Genomic DNA, 14,637 nt, shown 5'->3' with positions numbered 1-14,637 from the left:
CTCGGTGGACGGTGCGGAGCGGACTCAGCCGCCGGGGTTCTCCATCCGGCCGGACACCACGGCCTCCGCGATCGCCGCCGTCTCGGCGTCGGTGAGCCGGTGGGTGCCCTCGGCGGTAGCGGTCATCACCACCGGGTAGATCCGCCGGGTCAGGTCGGGACCGCCGGTGGCGGTGTCGTCGTCCGCCGCGTCGTACAGCGCCTCGACCGCCAGCCGCGTCGCGTCCTCGACCGACAGACCGGTCCGGAACCGCTTCTTCAGCGCGGACTTGGCGAACAGCGAGCCGGAGCCGATGGCGTCGTAGCCGGTCTCCTCGTACGGGCCGCCGGTCACGTCGAAGCTGAAGATCCGCCCGGCCCGGGCCGGGTCGCTCGCGGCCAGGTCGAACCCGGCGAACAGCGGGATCACGGCGAGGCCCTGCATGGCCGCGCCCAGGTTGCCGCGGATCATCGAGGCGAGCCGGTTGGCCTTGCCGTCGAGCGAGAGCATCGCGCCCTCGATCTTCTCGTAGTGCTCCAGCTCCACCTGGAACAGTCGCATCAGCTCGATGCCGATGCCGGCGGTGCCCGCGATGCCCACAAGCGAGTACGCGTCGGCCGGGTGCACCTTCTCGATGTCGCGCTGGGCGATCAGGTTGCCCATCGTGGCCCGCCGGTCGCCGGCCATGACCACACCACCGGCGGCCGCGATGGCCACGATGGTGGTCGCGTGCGGCGCCATGTCGGCGGCCATGCCGGGCGGCAGCGGCCGACGGCCGGGCAGCATCTCGGGGGCCACCTTGCTCAGGAACGCTGTGAAGGAGGACGTCCCCGCGTTGGTGAACACATCTGGAAGACGCCCGGATGGATCAAAACCCGCTGCCACGTGGTTCCTCTCAGGTACGTGATCGCCCTGGCCAGGACGTCGGGGTTGTCCTTGAACTGACCAAGACCACCGTTGCAGTTGAAGCAGAGTATCCCGCGCACCCATCCGGTGCGATGATCGTGGTCCAGATGTTCCGGATCGGGGCGCCGGCAGACCGCGCAGACACCGCCCTGCTCGGCCAGGAGCTCCTGGTACTCCTTCTCCCCGGCCCCGTAACGGCGACGCAGGTGGTACCCGCGATTGCCGCCGTAGAGCCGCTGCTTGCTCCCGTTGCCGCGGGCCATGTGGCACGGCTTGCAGTAGCTGTGCCGGCCGCTGGCGTTGGTCGTCCGCGGGAAGTCGTCGACGGGCTTGATCTGTTCGCAGTCGGGGCACCACTTGAGGCCGTCCGCCACCGGCACGGCAGCCCTTCGCTGCGGGGCGATCCCCCGCCTGCGGCGACTCGCCTCCGAGCGGGCAGCGGCACACGTCGTGCAGTAGAACGCCAGCCCGTCCGGGCGACGGCGATTACGGTGAAACGCCGACGTCGGCCGCGTTCGGCGGCACTGGGGGCAAAGCTTGTCCGACGCCTCCGGCAAATCGGACATAAGCCTTATTGACCCCCCTTCTGCACATATCCCCTCACGAACTCCTCTGCGTTCTCCTCCAGGACGGAGTCGATCTCGTCGAGCAGGTCGTCGACGTCCTCGGTGATCTCGGCGTGCCGCTCGGCCACCTCGGGGTTGACCTCCGCGGTGACCTCCTCGACCTCCTCGCGGGACTTGCCGGACTGGGTCTGCCCACCCTCTTGCGTCGCCATGGTGGTGCCTCCTCCACGATCGCCTGCGATCAACTTACCTCGCGGGAGCGACGAAAGACCCGCCGCGTGCCCGTTTCCGGCACCCGGCGGGCCTTCCGGCATCATGGTCACCCGCCGGTGAGCGTCTCCAGCAGATCCTTGGCGCTCTCGCAGCGGTCGAACAGCTCCCCGACGTGCGCGCGCGTGCCCCGCTCCGGCTCCATCATCGGCACCCGGACCAGCGACTCCCGGCCCACGTCGAAGATGACCGAGTCCCAGCTCGCGGCGACCACCTCGGAGGCGTACCGGTCCAGGCAGCGGCCCCGGAAGTAGGCCCGGGTGTCCTCCGGCGGCTCGGTCATCGCGGTGCGCGTCTGCTCGTCGGTGAGCAGCGTCTTCATCGAGCCGCGCTGCACCAGGCGGTGGTAGAGGCCCTTCTCCGGCCGCACGTCGGAGTACTGGAGGTCGACCAGTTGCAGCTTGTGCGAGCCCCAGGCGAGCTTCTCCCGCTCCCGGTAGCCCTCCAGCAGCCGCAGCTTGGCCACCCAGTCCAGTTCGTCGGCGCACTCGAAGGCGTCCCGGCCGAGCCGGTCCAGCACGCTCTCCCAGCGGCGCAGCACGTCGGCGGTCTGCGCGTCGACGTCCTTGCCGTAGCGGTCGTCCACGAAGGAGGTCACCCGGTCCAGGTACGCCCACTGCACGTCAAGCGCGGTGAGCTTGCGGCCGTCGCGCATCCGCATCAGGTGCTTGAGCGACGGGTCGTGGCTGACCGCCCGCAGCTCGGCCACCGGGTCGGCGATGCCCAGGTCCGCGCCGAGCGCCTTCTCCTCGATCATGGCGAGGATCAGCGAGGTGGTGCCGACCTTGAGGAACGTGGAGATCTCGGAGAGGTTGGCGTCGCCGATGATGACGTGCAGCCGGCGGTACTTGTCGGCGTCGGCGTGCGGCTCGTCCCGGGTGTTGATGATGGGCCGCTTGAGCGTCGTCTCCAGGCCCACCTCGACCTCGAAGAAGTCGGCCCGCTGGGAGATCTGGAAACCGCTCTGGCCGCCGTCCTGGCCGATGCCGACCCGCCCGGCGCCGCAGACGATCTGCCGGGTGACGAAGAACGGCGTCAGGTACGCCACGATGTCGGCGAACGGCGTCTGCCGGCGCATCAGGTAGTTCTCGTGGGCGCCGTAGCTGGCGCCCTTGTTGTCGGTGTTGTTCTTGTAGAGGTGGATCGGCTGGGTGCCCGGTATGGTCGCGGCCCGCCGGGCCGCCTCGGCCATTACCCGCTCCCCCGCCTTGTCCCACCGCACCACGTCCAGCGGGTTCGTCACCTCGGGTGTGGAGTACTCCGGGTGGGCGTGGTCGACGTAGAGCCGGGCGCCGTTCGTGAGTATGACGTTGGCGAGCCCGAGGTCCTCGTCGGCGAGCGCCTCGGCCGGGTCGTACGCGGCGCCGGAGTAGGTGAATCCGCGGGCGTCGCGCAGTGGCGACTCCTCCTCGTAGTCCCAACGGGCCCGGCCGCCCCGATTGAGTTCCGGCCGTGCCCCGTAGGCGTTCACCACCTGCGAGGAGGTGACCATCGGGTTGGCTCCGGCCTGACCGGGCACGGAGATGCCGTACTCGACCTCGGTGCCCATGATCCTTCTGACGCTCATCGACCTACCCGCTCCGCTCGCCGTCGGGGTCCCCGTCATGTCGAGCGTAGTCGGCGTGACGCGCCGAGGGGGCGTCGCGGCAGCGCCGGTCCGTTGTGGCGGCTCACCCGGACACGCGCGGAGGCCCGCGGCGCGTACGCCGCGGGCCTCCGTCGAAGGGCCGGACTACAGGTATTGGCCGGTGTTGCTGGCGGTCTCGATGGACCGTCCGGCCTCGGTGCCCTTGCCACCGGAGACGAGCGTGCGGATGTAGACGATCCGCTCGCCCTTCTTGCCGGAGATGCGGGCCCAGTCGTCGGGGTTCGTGGTGTTGGGCAGGTCCTCGTTCTCGCGGAACTCGTCGACGCAGGCGTCGAGCAGGTGCTGCAGGCGCAGTCCCTTGCGTCCGGAGGTGAGGAACTCCTTGATGGCCATCTTCTTGCCCCGGTCGACGATGTTCTGGATCATCGCGCCGGAGTTGAAGTCCTTGAAGTAGAGGACTTCCTTGTCCCCGTTGGCGTAGGTGACCTCGAGGAAGCGGTTCTCCTCGGTCTCGGAGTACATCCGCAGGACCACCGCGTCGATCATCGCCGCGACGGTGGCCTGGGCGTCGCCGCCGTGTTCGGCCAGGTCGTCGGCGTGCAGCGGCAGGCCGGCGAGGATGTACTTGGAGAAGATGTCCTTCGCCGCCTCGGCGTCCGGCCGCTCGATCTTGATCTTCACGTCGAGCCGGCCGGGGCGCAGGATCGCCGGGTCGATCATGTCTTCCCGGTTGGAGGCGCCGATGACGATGACGTTCTCCAGGCCCTCGACGCCGTCGATCTCGCTGAGCAGCTGCGGGACGATGGTGTTCTCCACGTCGGAGGAGACGCCGGAGCCGCGGGTGCGGAACACGGAGTCCATCTCGTCGAAGAACACGATCACCGGAGTGCCCTCGCCGGCCTTCTCCCGCGCCCGCTGGAAGATCAGCCGGATGTGCCGCTCGGTCTCACCGACGTACTTGTTGAGCAGCTCGGGACCCTTGATGTTGAGGAAGAAGCTGGTGTGCCGGTCCTTGCCCTCCCGCTCGGCGATCTTCTTGGCCAGCGAGTTGGCCACCGCCTTGGCGATCAGCGTCTTGCCGCAGCCTGGCGGGCCGTAGAGCAGGATGCCCTTCGGCGGCCGGAGCTGGTGCTCGCGGAACAGGTCCGAGTGCAGGAAGGGCAGCTCCACCGCGTCGCGGATCTGCTCGATCTGCGCCTGGAGGCCACCGATGTCCTCGTAGTTGACGTCGGGCACCTCCTCCAGGACCAGTTCCTCGACCTCGCTCTTCGGGATCCGCTCGTACGCGTACGCCGAGCGGGGCTCGATCATGAGCGAGTCGCCGGCCCGGATCGCGCTGCCGATCAGCGTCTCGGCGAGGTGCACGATCCGCTCCTCGTCGGAGTGCGAGACCACGAGCGCCCGGTCACCCGGCGCGCCCTCGGGACCCGCCAGGATCTCCTTGAGCATCACCACCTCGCCGACCCGCTCGTAGCCGAACGCGTCGACGATGTTGAGCGCGTCGTTGAGCAGGACCTCCTGGCCGCGGCTCAGCTCGTCGACCTCCAGCGAGGGCGAGACGGCCACCCGGAGCTTGCGCCCGCCGGTGAACACGTCCACCGTGCCGTCGTCGTGCTTGGCCAGGAAGACGCCGTAGCCACTCGGCGGCTGGGCCAGACGGTCGATCTCCTCCTTGAGCGTCACGATCTGCGCGCGAGCCTCCTTGAGGGTGCTCACGAGCCGTTCGTTGTTCTCGGTCAGCCGCGCCAACTGTGCCTGGGTGGCCGCCAGCCGCTCTTCGAGCTGCCGGACGTGTCGGGGGCCTTCGGTCAACTTGCGCCGCACCAGAGCGAGTTCCTCTTGCAGGAACGCGACCTGCGTGGAGAGATCGTGGGCTTCCTTTTCCCACCGTGCGGCGCGCGAGTCCGCGTCGTCGCTGCGTGCCACGTCCCACCTCCCCGGGGGGCTTGAACGTTCTGAGCTAACACTAGCCGCTATGAGCCCGATTCGGTCCACAGCAACGCGCTCGTCACCGAAGCTTGATCGCGAAGGGCTGGTCGCGGGGCGGGTACGGGCGTTCGGGTACCGTCGGAGTGTGGGACGGGAGAACATGGGGGGTGCTTCGTGACCGACGTCGCGACCGACCAGTTGCAGGTCTGGGTTGATCAGGACCTCTGCACCGGCGACGGGCTCTGCGTGCAGTACGCGCCGGAGGTCTTCGAGTTCGACGTCGACGGCCTGGCGTACGTCAAGGGGCCCGACGGCGAGCTGCGGCAGGCCCCGGGCGCCCGGGTGGACGTGCCGGAGCACCTGCGCCTCGAGGTGATCGACTCGGCGAAGGAGTGCCCGGGCGAGTGCATCCACGTCGTGCGTGGCAGCGACGGCGTCGAGGTGGCCGGCCCGGAGGCCGAGGACTGAGACGGATGCGACGGGCCGGGGACGTGGTCCCCGGCCCGTCGTGTGTCCGCCTGTCGTGTGTCCGCCTTCAGAGCAACGGCCGGCCGACGACCGAGGCGACCAGCCGGGCGAACTCCTCCAGCCGGGCGATCTGCCCCGCGCCGCCGTCGTCGAGGGTCTTGCCGAAACGCAGCGCGTCGTGCCGGGGCGCGCCCACCACCTCGTCGCTGGGCGGCGCCTCGTCCAGCGAGCTGAGCAGCAGGTACACGTCGATGCTGTCGACCCGTACGGTGCCGTTGTCGGCGCGCATGAGCCGCCGCCGGCAGCCGACCTCGGTGACGGTGGACAGCGGTACCACCCGCAGCGACGAGGTCATCGCGCCGGGCGGCCCCTCCCCCGGCGGGACGTCCTCGCCGTGCCAGAGCACCAGCCGGCTGCCGTCGCAGACGACGACCTCCTGCCACACCCCGTTGACCTCGTTGACGAAGCGCTCCAGCGTGAAGCCGAGCACCGACGCGCCGCGCAGCACGCCGTCGAGCGCCTCCAGCGCGATGTCCGGGTCGCGCAGGTACGCCCGCGCGGCCGATTCCAGGTCCTTGTAGGGGGACCAGTCCGGGAAGACGGCGGGCAGGTCACCATTGCCGTAGCCGGGATCGCTCACGCCGCCTCCCGCCCGGCCGCGCCGTCGTACTGCCACCGGTCCCGGTCACCGGCACGGGCGCGCCGCCCGACGCGCGCCCCGATCCGCTCGCTCATGCCACCGTCTCCACCCGCTTCGGTGTCGTCCCCACCGGCACACATGATCCGCCCGTGCGCGCGCGCCCGCGCGGCGGGGGTCAGGACTGCTCCGGCTCCTGCGCCGCGCGGGCCGCCGCCGCGGCGCGCAGGGCGTCGCGGCGCTGCGCGTACGCCTCGGCGCCCTTGCTGGGCTTGCGCCGGCGCGGCGGCGCGGTGACGCCGGGGGCGAGCTTGCGCGCGGAGACCAGGAACGCGGTGTGGGCGATCATCCGGTGGTCCGGGCGGACCGCCAGGCCCTCGGCGTGCCAGTCCCGCACGAGTGACTCCCAGGCGCGCGGCTCGGTCCAGCCGCCGCGCTCGCGCAGCGCCTCGACCAGCTCGGACAGCTGCGGCGTGGTGGCCACGTAGCCGATCAGCACGCCGCCGGGCACGAGCGCCCGCTCGACCATGTCGAGCATCTCCCACGGGGTGAGCATGTCCAGGATGATCCGGTCGAAGCCGGTCTCGGCGCAGTCGGCGACGTCGCCGACGTGCAGGGTCCAGGCCGGGTGCGGGCCGTTGAAGAACGCCTCGACGTTGCGCCGGGCGATCTGGGCGAAGTCGTCGCGCACCTCGAACGAGTGCAGCTCGCCCTCGGTGCCGACGGCCCGCAGCAGCGAGCAGGACAGCGCGCCGGACCCGGCCCCGGCCTCCAGCACCTTGGCGCCGGGGAAGATGTCGCCCATGGCGACGATCTGCGCCGAGTCCTTCGGGTAGATCACCTGGGCGCCGCGCGGCATGGACAGCACGTAGTCCGACAGCAGCGGCCGCAGGGCCAGGAACGCGGTGCCGCCGCCGGCGGTGGTGACCACGCTGCCGTCGGGCAGGCCGATCAGGGTGTCGTGCTTGAGGATCCCGCGGTGGGTGTGGAACTCCTTGCCGGGCTCCAGCGTCACGGTGTGCATCCGGCCCTTCGGGTCGGTCAGCTGGACCCGGTCGCCCGGCCGGAACGGCCCTCGGTGGACCGGGGGCAGCGCCGGGACGGTGGAGATCTCTGCGGTCACGTGTTCGTCTTCCGTTCGGGTTCCAGGAGCTGGGCGAGATCCGCGATGTGCAGCACGCCGACCACATCTTCGCCTGCCGTCACGACGTACTGCGCGCCCGGGTGGGTGCGCACGGTCTCCAGCACCCGCTCGCCGTCGGTCCCGAGCGGCAGGACCGGCACGGCGGACAGGTCGCGGGCCACCTCGTCCACCGCGACCCACGGCCTCCGTTCCGGGGGTACGCGGGCGGCGCGCGCCGGGTCGACCACGGCGACGGTACGGCCGGCGGCGTCGACGACGCCCAGCGCCGCGTGCGGGGTGGCCACCTCGTCGCGGCGGCGCTGGGCCTCGGCCAGCGGCGTGCCGGCGGGCACCGGCAGCACCGGGCGGGCGAGCCGGGCCAGGTCGACCAGGTGGAGCCGGCGGCCGATGCGGGCCAGCCGGATCGACTGGCCGGCGCCGCGCCACAGCGTCAGCGCGACGAGCAGCAGCAGCGGCAGCGCCAGCGGGGCGAGCGCCCGGCGCATGGTGAGCACCACGACCAGCGCGAGTGTGCCCAGCGCGACGGCCCGGCCCACCCAGCCGGCCACCTCGGTGCCGCGGTGCCGGTCGCGGGTGAGCGCCCACACCGCGGCGCGCAGCGCCCGGCCGCCGTCCAGCGGCAGCCCGGGCAGGCTGTTGAAGATCGCCACCACCACGTTGCTGACCGCGAGCTGGAAGGCGAGCTGGTGGCCGAGCGTGCCGGCGGGCAGGGCGAGGGTGGCGGCGACCGCGCCCGCGCCGAGCACCGCGGAGACGGCCGGCCCGGCCAGGGAGATCAGCAGCTCGACCCGGGGGCTGGGGGCGTCGCGGTCCATCTCGGTGTAGCCGCCGAGCAGTTCCAGCGTGATCCCCCGCACACCGATGCCGTACCGGCGTGCGGTCAGCGCGTGCCCCAGCTCGTGCAGCAGCACGGAGCCGAGCAGCGAGATCACGAAGCCGAGACCGACCAGGTAGCCGCCGAGCGGGCCGAGGTCGAGCTGTCGGCGGGCCAGCGCGGCGTACAGCACCGTGACCACGACGGTGAGAAGCAGCATCGAGGCGTCGACGCGCAACGGCACCCCGAGCACCCGGCCGAGGCTGAGCCCCGGCCGGCGGGGTCCTCGGCTCCGCTGCTGCACCGGCCCGATGCTACGTGAGCGCGCGGAGCGGGCCGTCGCGGTGCGCACCGCCGCACCGGAACCCGATCATGTTCCGGTGCGGCGGCCACTCCCCTGTCACACGCGTGGCCTAACCTTCCGGGCATGACGGCGGAACCGATGATCGACAGTCACGGCGACCAGACGGCGGCACCGGCGCCGGTCACCGTGCGGGCCTCGTTGTCGCCGTCGCGGGCGGCCGACTTCAAGACCTGCCCGCTGCTCTACCGGTTCCGCAGCATCGACAGGCTGCCCGAGCGGCCGACCGTCGAGCAGGCCCGGGGCACACTCGTGCACGCCGTGCTGGAGCGCCTGTTCGACCTGCCGGCCGCCGCGCGCACCCCGGAGTCGGCCGGTGACCTGGTCGCCCCGCAGTGGGACCGTCTGGTCACCGAGGAGCCGGAGCTGGCGACGCTGTTCGCCGACGGCGACCCCGTCGGGCCGCAGGAGTTCCTCCGGTCGGCGACGGCCCTGCTGGACGGCTACTTCGCGGTGGAGGACCCACGTCGGCTGGAGCCGGCCGAGCGCGAGGCGCTGATCTCCGCGGTGGTCGACGACGAGCTGCTCATCCGGGGCTACCTCGACCGGCTCGACGTCGCGCCGGACGGCGCGCTGCGGGTGGTCGACTACAAGACCGGCGGGGCGCCACGCGAGGCGTTCGAGGCGCGGGCGCTGTTCCAGCTCAAGTTCTACGCCCTGGTGCTGTGGCGCACCCGGGGCGTGGTGCCGCGGGTGCTGCGCCTGCTCTACCTCAAGGACGCCGAGGTCTGCGACTACGCGCCGGACGCCGACGAGCTGGTGCGCTTCGAGCGCACTGTGGTGGCGCTGTGGCGGGCGATCGAGCAGGCCACCGCCCGGCAGGACTTCCGTCCCCGGCCGAGCCGCCTGTGCGACTGGTGCAACCACCAGGCGCTGTGCCCGAGCTACGGCGGCACGCCGCCGCCGTTCCCGGTGGCCACCGCCGTGCCCGACCCGCTCGTGGACGCCCGCTCCCGCCCGGTGGCGCCCGGCGCCGACGAGTGAGCGCCGCCGCGCCGGACGAGGAGGGGGACGCATGACCGAGGGCGCCCTGTCCCGGCCGGTGCGGGTGCTGCTCGCCGACGACCAGCCGCTGCTGCGTACCGGCTTCCGGATGGTGCTCGGCGCGGAGGACGACCTCGACGTGGTGGGTGAGGCCGGCGACGGCGCGGAGGCGGTGGAGCTGTCCCGGCGGCTGCTGCCCGACGTGGTGCTGATGGACGTCCGGATGCCCCGCCTGGACGGGGTGGCCGCCACCCGGGCGATCGTGTCGGCCCGCCTGCCGGTGCGGGTGCTCGTGCTCACCACGTTCGAGCAGGACGACCACGTCGTCGGGGCACTGCGGGCCGGGGCGACCGGCTTCCTGACCAAGGACGTGCCGGCCGGGGACCTGGTCGCCGCGATCCGCACGGTGGCCGCCGGTGGCGCGGTGATCTCCCCGCGCGTCCTGCGCCGGCTGCTGGACCGCTTCGCCCGGGTGCTGCCGGACCCGGCCGCCGCGCCGGCGCGGGCGCTGGCGCCGCTGACCGACCGGGAGCGCGAGGTGCTCACCCACATGGCGCGCGGGCTGTCGAACGCGGAGATCGCCCGGGTGCTGTCGGTCAGTGAGACCACTGTGAAAACCCATGTCGGGCACGTGCTGACGAAGCTACGGTTGCGCGACCGGGTCCAGGCGGTCGTGCTCGCGTACGAGACGGGCCTGGTCCGTCCCGGCGGGTGAGGTGGCGCGGGTCACCTACCGTGACCAGCGGCGGGGCCGATGTGTTGACCATCACGCCAGGTCAGGTCCTAACGTCGGCGACACCCGCCGGTCAGGGGTCACCCTGAGCCCGGATGGGGGGCGACCCTCACCGAAGTTCGGCGCGGATTCCACCCCAGGTCGGAGGGTTTTCGGCAGTGCGCCCCCGAGGATGGATTCCGCCGCACCGACCAGCGGGGGCGGTGCGGCATGAGAACGACATACGGAAGAGGTAGATGACGTGACCGCGACGGTAGGCCGAGAGCAGGCCGCGGCCCGGGCGAACGATGTGTGGAAGGTGTACGGCAGCGGCGAGGCGCAGGTCGCCGCGCTGCGGGGGGTGACCGCCGAGTTCGAACGCGGCCGGTTCACCGCGATCATGGGACCGTCCGGCTCCGGCAAGTCCACACTGATGCACTGCCTCGCCGGTCTGGACACGGTGACCAAGGGCACCGTGTCCATCGGCGACACCACGGTGACCGGCCTCAACGACGCGGGCCTGACGAAGCTGCGCCGGGACAAGGTGGGCTTCATCTTCCAGCAGTTCAACCTGCTGCCCACGCTCACCGCGCAGGAGAACATCCTGCTGCCGCTGTCGATCGCCGGGCGCAAGCCGGACCCGGCCTGGTACGACACGGTGATCGACACGGTCGGCCTGCGGGAGCGGCTCGGGCACCGCCCGGCGCAGCTCTCCGGCGGCCAGCAGCAGCGCGTCGCCTGCGCCCGGGCGCTCGTCGCCCGCCCCGAGGTGATCTTCGCGGACGAGCCGACCGGCAACCTGGACTCCCGCTCCGGCGCCGAGGTGCTGAAGTTCCTGCGCAACTCGGTCCGCGAGCACGGCCAGACCATCGTCATGGTCACGCACGACCCGACCGCCGCCGCGTACGCCGACCGGGTGGTCTTCCTCGCCGACGGGCAGATCGTCTCGGAGCTGATCGAGCCGACCGCCGAGACGGTGCTGGACACGATGAAGAAGCTGGACGCCCCGGTCGAGGTGGGCAACTGATGCTGCGGGCGACACTCAAGAGCCTGCTGGCGCGCAAGCTGCGCCTGCTGCTGTCCGGGCTGGCGGTGGTGCTCGGCGTCATGTTCGTCTCCGGCGCGTTCGTGCTCACCGACACGCTCGGGCGGTCCTTCGACGCGGTCTTCGCCGACGCCTACGCCGAGGTAGACGTCAGCGTCGAGGCGAAACCGAAGATCGACGTCTCCACCGCGGAGGGCATGCCGCTGAGCACCCCGATGCCGGCGTCGGTGCTCGACCGGATCAAGGCGGTGCCCGGCGTCGCCGACGCCGAGGGCGTGGTCGCCGCCGACGGCGCCCGCATGATCGGCAGCAACGGCAAGGTGGTCACCTCGTTCGGCCCGCCGCAGCTGGGCCAGAACTGGCTCGGCGAGAGCGACCTGGTGGAGATCCGCGAGGGCCGCGCGCCGCAGGCCGACGACGAGATCGTGATCAACACCGCGCTGGCCGAGGCGGGCAAGGTCAAGGTCGGCGACCGGGTCGGCGTGCTGACGCTGGCCCCGAAGAAGGAGTTCACGCTCGTCGGCGTGTTCGGCTACAGCGGCGGCCGGGACTCGATCGGTGGCGCCAACGAGGTCTACTTCACCACCCCGGTTGCGCAGCAGTTGATGCTGGGCAAGCCGGACGTGTTCAGCAACGTCAGCGTCCAGGCCGCCGACGGCACCACGCCGGCCGCGCTGCGCGACGAGCTGGCCCGCACCCTGGGCGCCGACTACCAGGTCAAGACCGGCGAGCAACTTGCCGCCGACGCCTCGGCCGGCCTCAAGGAGGGGCTGTCGTTCTTCAACAAGATCCTCCTCGGGTTCGCCGCGGTGGCGCTGCTGGTCGGCACGTTCCTGATCCTCAACACGTTCTCGATCATCGTGGCCCAGCGCACCCGTGAGCTGGCCCTGATGCGGGCCATCGGGGCCAGCGGCAAGCAGGTCATCGGCTCGGTGGTGCTGGAGGCCCTCGCGGTCGGCCTGATCGCCTCGGTGCTGGGGCTCGCCGCCGGCATCGGCGTGGGCGCGCTGCTGGCGTACCTGTTCGGTCAGCTCGCCGGAGGTCTGACCCTGGCCGGCCTGGGTGTGCCGCCCTCGGCGGTGATCGGCGCGTTCGCGGTCGGCATGCTGATCACGGTGATCGCCGCGCTGCTGCCGGCGGTACGCGCCTCGCGCATCCCGCCGATCGCCGCGATGCAGGACGTCGCCACGCCGGACCGGCCGCTCACCAAGGTCACCGTCGGCGGCGCGGTGGTCACCGGCATCGGCGCGGTGCTGCTGTTCCTCGGCCTCGGCGGGCACGCCGGCGACAGCACCCTGGCGACCATCCTCGGCGGCGTGCTGTTCGCGTTCATCGGGGTGGCGCTGCTGACGCCGATCATCAGCCGGCCGGTGGTCGCGCTGCTCGGCGCGATGTTCTCCTGGTCGGTGCCGGGCAAGCTGGGCCGGCTCAACTCGGGGCGCAACCCGCGCCGTACCGCGATCACCGCCGCCGCGCTGATGGTGGGCATCGCCCTGGTCACCGGCGTGACGGTGATCCTGGACTCGGCAAAGGGCAGCATCGGCGCCCTCGCGGAGGACACCATCAAGGCGGAGCTGGTGATCTCCGGCGCGTCGTCCGGGCCGCGTCCGGCGAGCTTCGACCCGGCGGTGCTGGAGAAGGCCGCCGCGATCCCGGGTGTGCGGATGGTCGACGGCGAGTACGGCGACATGGCGGTGGTCGGCGGCGAGCGGACCTGGGTGGCCGTGTCGAGCAACGTGGCCGCCCTGCAGCAGATCTTCGGGGCGAAGGCCACCGCGGGTGACATCAGCACGCTGGCGCCGGACCAGATGCTGGTCAGCTCCGACACCGCGAAGGCACGCAACCTCACCGTCGGTTCGACGGTGCCGGTGCAGCTGTCCCGCGGCGACGCCCGCACCTACACGGTCAGCGGCATCTACGAGAGTTCGCAGCTGACCAACCCGGTGACGCTGCCGCCGCAGGCCGCCGCGGACTTCTCCATCCCGCAGCCGATCCAGGGCTTCCTGCAACTCGCCCCCGGCACGTCGGTGGACGCGGTGCAGCCGCAGATCGAGCGGCTGCTGGCGGACAGCCCCGAGGTGTCGGTGGCCGACCGGGCCGGGTTCATCGAGCAGCAGACCGGTCAGCTGGACTCCCTGCTCCAGATGATCCAGATCCTGCTGGCGCTGGCCATCGTGATCGCGGTGCTGGGCATCATCAACACGCTCGCGCTGTCGGTGCTGGAACGGACCCGGGAGCTGGGCCTCCTGCGGGCCATCGGCCTGCGCCGCGCCCAGACCATGCGCATGATCACGGTCGAGGCGGTGGTGATCTCCATCTTCGGCGCGCTGCTCGGCGTGGTGGTCGGCACCGGTCTCGGCGCGGCGGTGGTCGAGGCGCTCAAGGACGAGGGCATCACCGACCTGGTCCTGCCCTGGGGTCAGATGGTGACGTTCCTGATCCTGGCCGCGATCATCGGCGTGGTCGCGGCGGTGCTGCCGGCGATCCGCGCCGCGCGGATCAACGTCCTGGGCGCCATCGCCCACGACTGACGTGAAAGGAAGGGCCCCTTCTTAACGCCTCGTGCATAAGAAGGGGCCCTTCCTAACGGCTCAGCAGGGCCGCGAGCAGCTCCAGGTCCGCCCCGAGCAGGCTCTCCACCTGGTGTACGCCGTCGGCGGGCGCCAGCGGCACCTCGGCCGGTACGGCCAGCACCGCCGCGCCGGCGGCGAGCGCGCTCGCCACACCGGTCGGTGAGTCCTCGATCGCCACGCACCGCTCGACCGGCACGCCCAGCAGACGCGCGGCGGTCAGGTACGGCTCCGGGTGCGGCTTGGCCGCGCCGACCTCGTCGCCGCAGACCACCGCGTCGAAGCTGTCCCGGCCCAGCGTGTCCAGGGCCACCTCGACCAGGGACCGGCCGCTGGAGGTGACCAGCGCGGTGGGGATGCCGGCGTCGCGTACCGCCCGCAGCAGGGCCAGCGCGCCCGGACGCCAGCGCAGCCCGGTGCGGAACAGCTCCAGGATCCGGGCGCTGATCCAGTCGGCGCTTTCCCGCACGTCCCGCTCCGGCTGGCCAAGGTCGTCGTGCACGATCCGCATCGCGTCGGCCATCCCGGTGCCGACGATCGCGCGGCGGGCGTCGTCGGACAGGACACCGCCGTACACGGCGGCCAACTCCTGCAAGGCGACGTCCCACAGTTTCTCGCTGTCGACCAGGGTGCCGTCCATGTCGAAGAGCACGGCGGCGGGGTG

General features: G+C 71.8%; 14 protein-coding genes. 5 read left to right on the top strand and 9 right to left on the bottom strand.

The features are described 5' to 3' along the window. Nucleotides 1-24: 24 nt before the first annotated feature. From prcB to arc, 5 genes are all read right to left on the bottom strand, one after another. Nucleotides 25-864, bottom strand: coding sequence for a proteasome subunit beta (gene prcB / locus AB0D28_RS10545; RefSeq protein ID WP_357384349.1), 840 nt, complete (start codon nucleotides 862-864; stop codon nucleotides 25-27). Then, nucleotides 783-1,265, bottom strand: a complete 483-nt coding sequence (locus tag AB0D28_RS10540) for an endonuclease VII domain-containing protein (RefSeq protein ID WP_357384347.1) — start codon at nucleotides 1,263-1,265, stop codon at nucleotides 783-785. Before AB0D28_RS10540 ends, prcB begins: the two co-directional genes overlap by 82 nt. A gap of 191 nt (nucleotides 1,266-1,456) precedes the next feature. Next, nucleotides 1,457-1,663 (bottom strand): ubiquitin-like protein Pup, encoded by a 207-nt coding sequence (locus AB0D28_RS10535; protein WP_357384345.1) that lies wholly within the window; start codon nucleotides 1,661-1,663, stop codon nucleotides 1,457-1,459. 107 nt (nucleotides 1,664-1,770) lie between these two features. Then, complete coding sequence (gene dop, locus AB0D28_RS10530; RefSeq protein ID WP_357384343.1) at nucleotides 1,771-3,288, bottom strand: depupylase/deamidase Dop; 1,518 nt, start codon at nucleotides 3,286-3,288, stop codon at nucleotides 1,771-1,773. A 165-nt stretch (nucleotides 3,289-3,453) separates the two neighbouring features. After that, complete coding sequence (gene arc, locus AB0D28_RS10525; protein WP_357384341.1) at nucleotides 3,454-5,235, bottom strand: proteasome ATPase; 1,782 nt, start codon at nucleotides 5,233-5,235, stop codon at nucleotides 3,454-3,456. A 177-nt stretch (nucleotides 5,236-5,412) separates the two neighbouring features. Between arc and AB0D28_RS10520 the strand changes: the two genes are divergently transcribed. Further along, nucleotides 5,413-5,706, top strand: coding sequence for a ferredoxin (locus tag AB0D28_RS10520; protein ID WP_013286103.1), 294 nt, complete (start codon nucleotides 5,413-5,415; stop codon nucleotides 5,704-5,706). A 67-nt stretch (nucleotides 5,707-5,773) separates the two neighbouring features. On the opposite strand, the gene AB0D28_RS10515 is transcribed toward AB0D28_RS10520, so the two are convergent. The 3 genes from AB0D28_RS10515 to AB0D28_RS10505 form a co-directional block, all read right to left on the bottom strand. Further along, complete coding sequence (locus tag AB0D28_RS10515; RefSeq protein WP_357384339.1) at nucleotides 5,774-6,346, bottom strand: hypothetical protein; 573 nt, start codon at nucleotides 6,344-6,346, stop codon at nucleotides 5,774-5,776. Nucleotides 6,347-6,521: 175 nt separating this feature from the next. Next, complete coding sequence (locus tag AB0D28_RS10510; protein WP_357384337.1) at nucleotides 6,522-7,466, bottom strand: tRNA (adenine-N1)-methyltransferase; 945 nt, start codon at nucleotides 7,464-7,466, stop codon at nucleotides 6,522-6,524. After that, nucleotides 7,463-8,521, bottom strand: coding sequence for a M50 family metallopeptidase (locus AB0D28_RS10505; protein ID WP_357384646.1), 1,059 nt, complete (start codon nucleotides 8,519-8,521; stop codon nucleotides 7,463-7,465). The genes AB0D28_RS10510 and AB0D28_RS10505 overlap by 4 nt, the downstream gene beginning before the upstream one ends. Before the next feature lie 222 nt (nucleotides 8,522-8,743). On the opposite strand from AB0D28_RS10505, the gene AB0D28_RS10500 reads away from it, so the two are divergent. The 4 genes from AB0D28_RS10500 (at nucleotide 8,744) to AB0D28_RS10485 (ending at nucleotide 13,934) form a co-directional block, all read left to right on the top strand. Beyond that, a complete protein-coding gene (locus AB0D28_RS10500) occupies nucleotides 8,744-9,646 on the top strand; it encodes a PD-(D/E)XK nuclease family protein (protein ID WP_357384644.1) in 903 nt (300 codons plus the stop codon). 31 nt (nucleotides 9,647-9,677) lie between these two features. Further along, a complete protein-coding gene (locus AB0D28_RS10495; protein WP_357384335.1) occupies nucleotides 9,678-10,361 on the top strand; it encodes a response regulator transcription factor in 684 nt (227 codons plus the stop codon). 259 nt (nucleotides 10,362-10,620) lie between these two features. After that, a complete protein-coding gene (locus AB0D28_RS10490) occupies nucleotides 10,621-11,385 on the top strand; it encodes an ABC transporter ATP-binding protein (RefSeq protein WP_357384333.1) in 765 nt (254 codons plus the stop codon). Next, complete coding sequence (locus tag AB0D28_RS10485) at nucleotides 11,385-13,934, top strand: FtsX-like permease family protein (RefSeq protein WP_357384331.1); 2,550 nt, start codon at nucleotides 11,385-11,387, stop codon at nucleotides 13,932-13,934. Before AB0D28_RS10490 ends, AB0D28_RS10485 begins: the two co-directional genes overlap by 1 nt. 52 nt (nucleotides 13,935-13,986) lie before the next feature. On the opposite strand, the gene AB0D28_RS10480 is transcribed toward AB0D28_RS10485, so the two are convergent. Further along, the gene (locus tag AB0D28_RS10480) at nucleotides 13,987-14,625 is read right to left on the bottom strand and encodes an HAD family phosphatase (RefSeq protein ID WP_357384329.1); all 639 of its coding nucleotides are present in this window, start codon (nucleotides 14,623-14,625) and stop codon (nucleotides 13,987-13,989) included. Nucleotides 14,626-14,637: the final 12 nt, after the last annotated feature.

Source organism: Micromonospora sp. NPDC048169, assembly GCF_040652815.1.
In the GTDB taxonomy this organism is placed as follows: Bacteria; Actinomycetota; Actinomycetes; order Mycobacteriales; family Micromonosporaceae; genus Micromonospora.
This window is presented reverse-complemented; position numbering and strand designations above follow the sequence as displayed.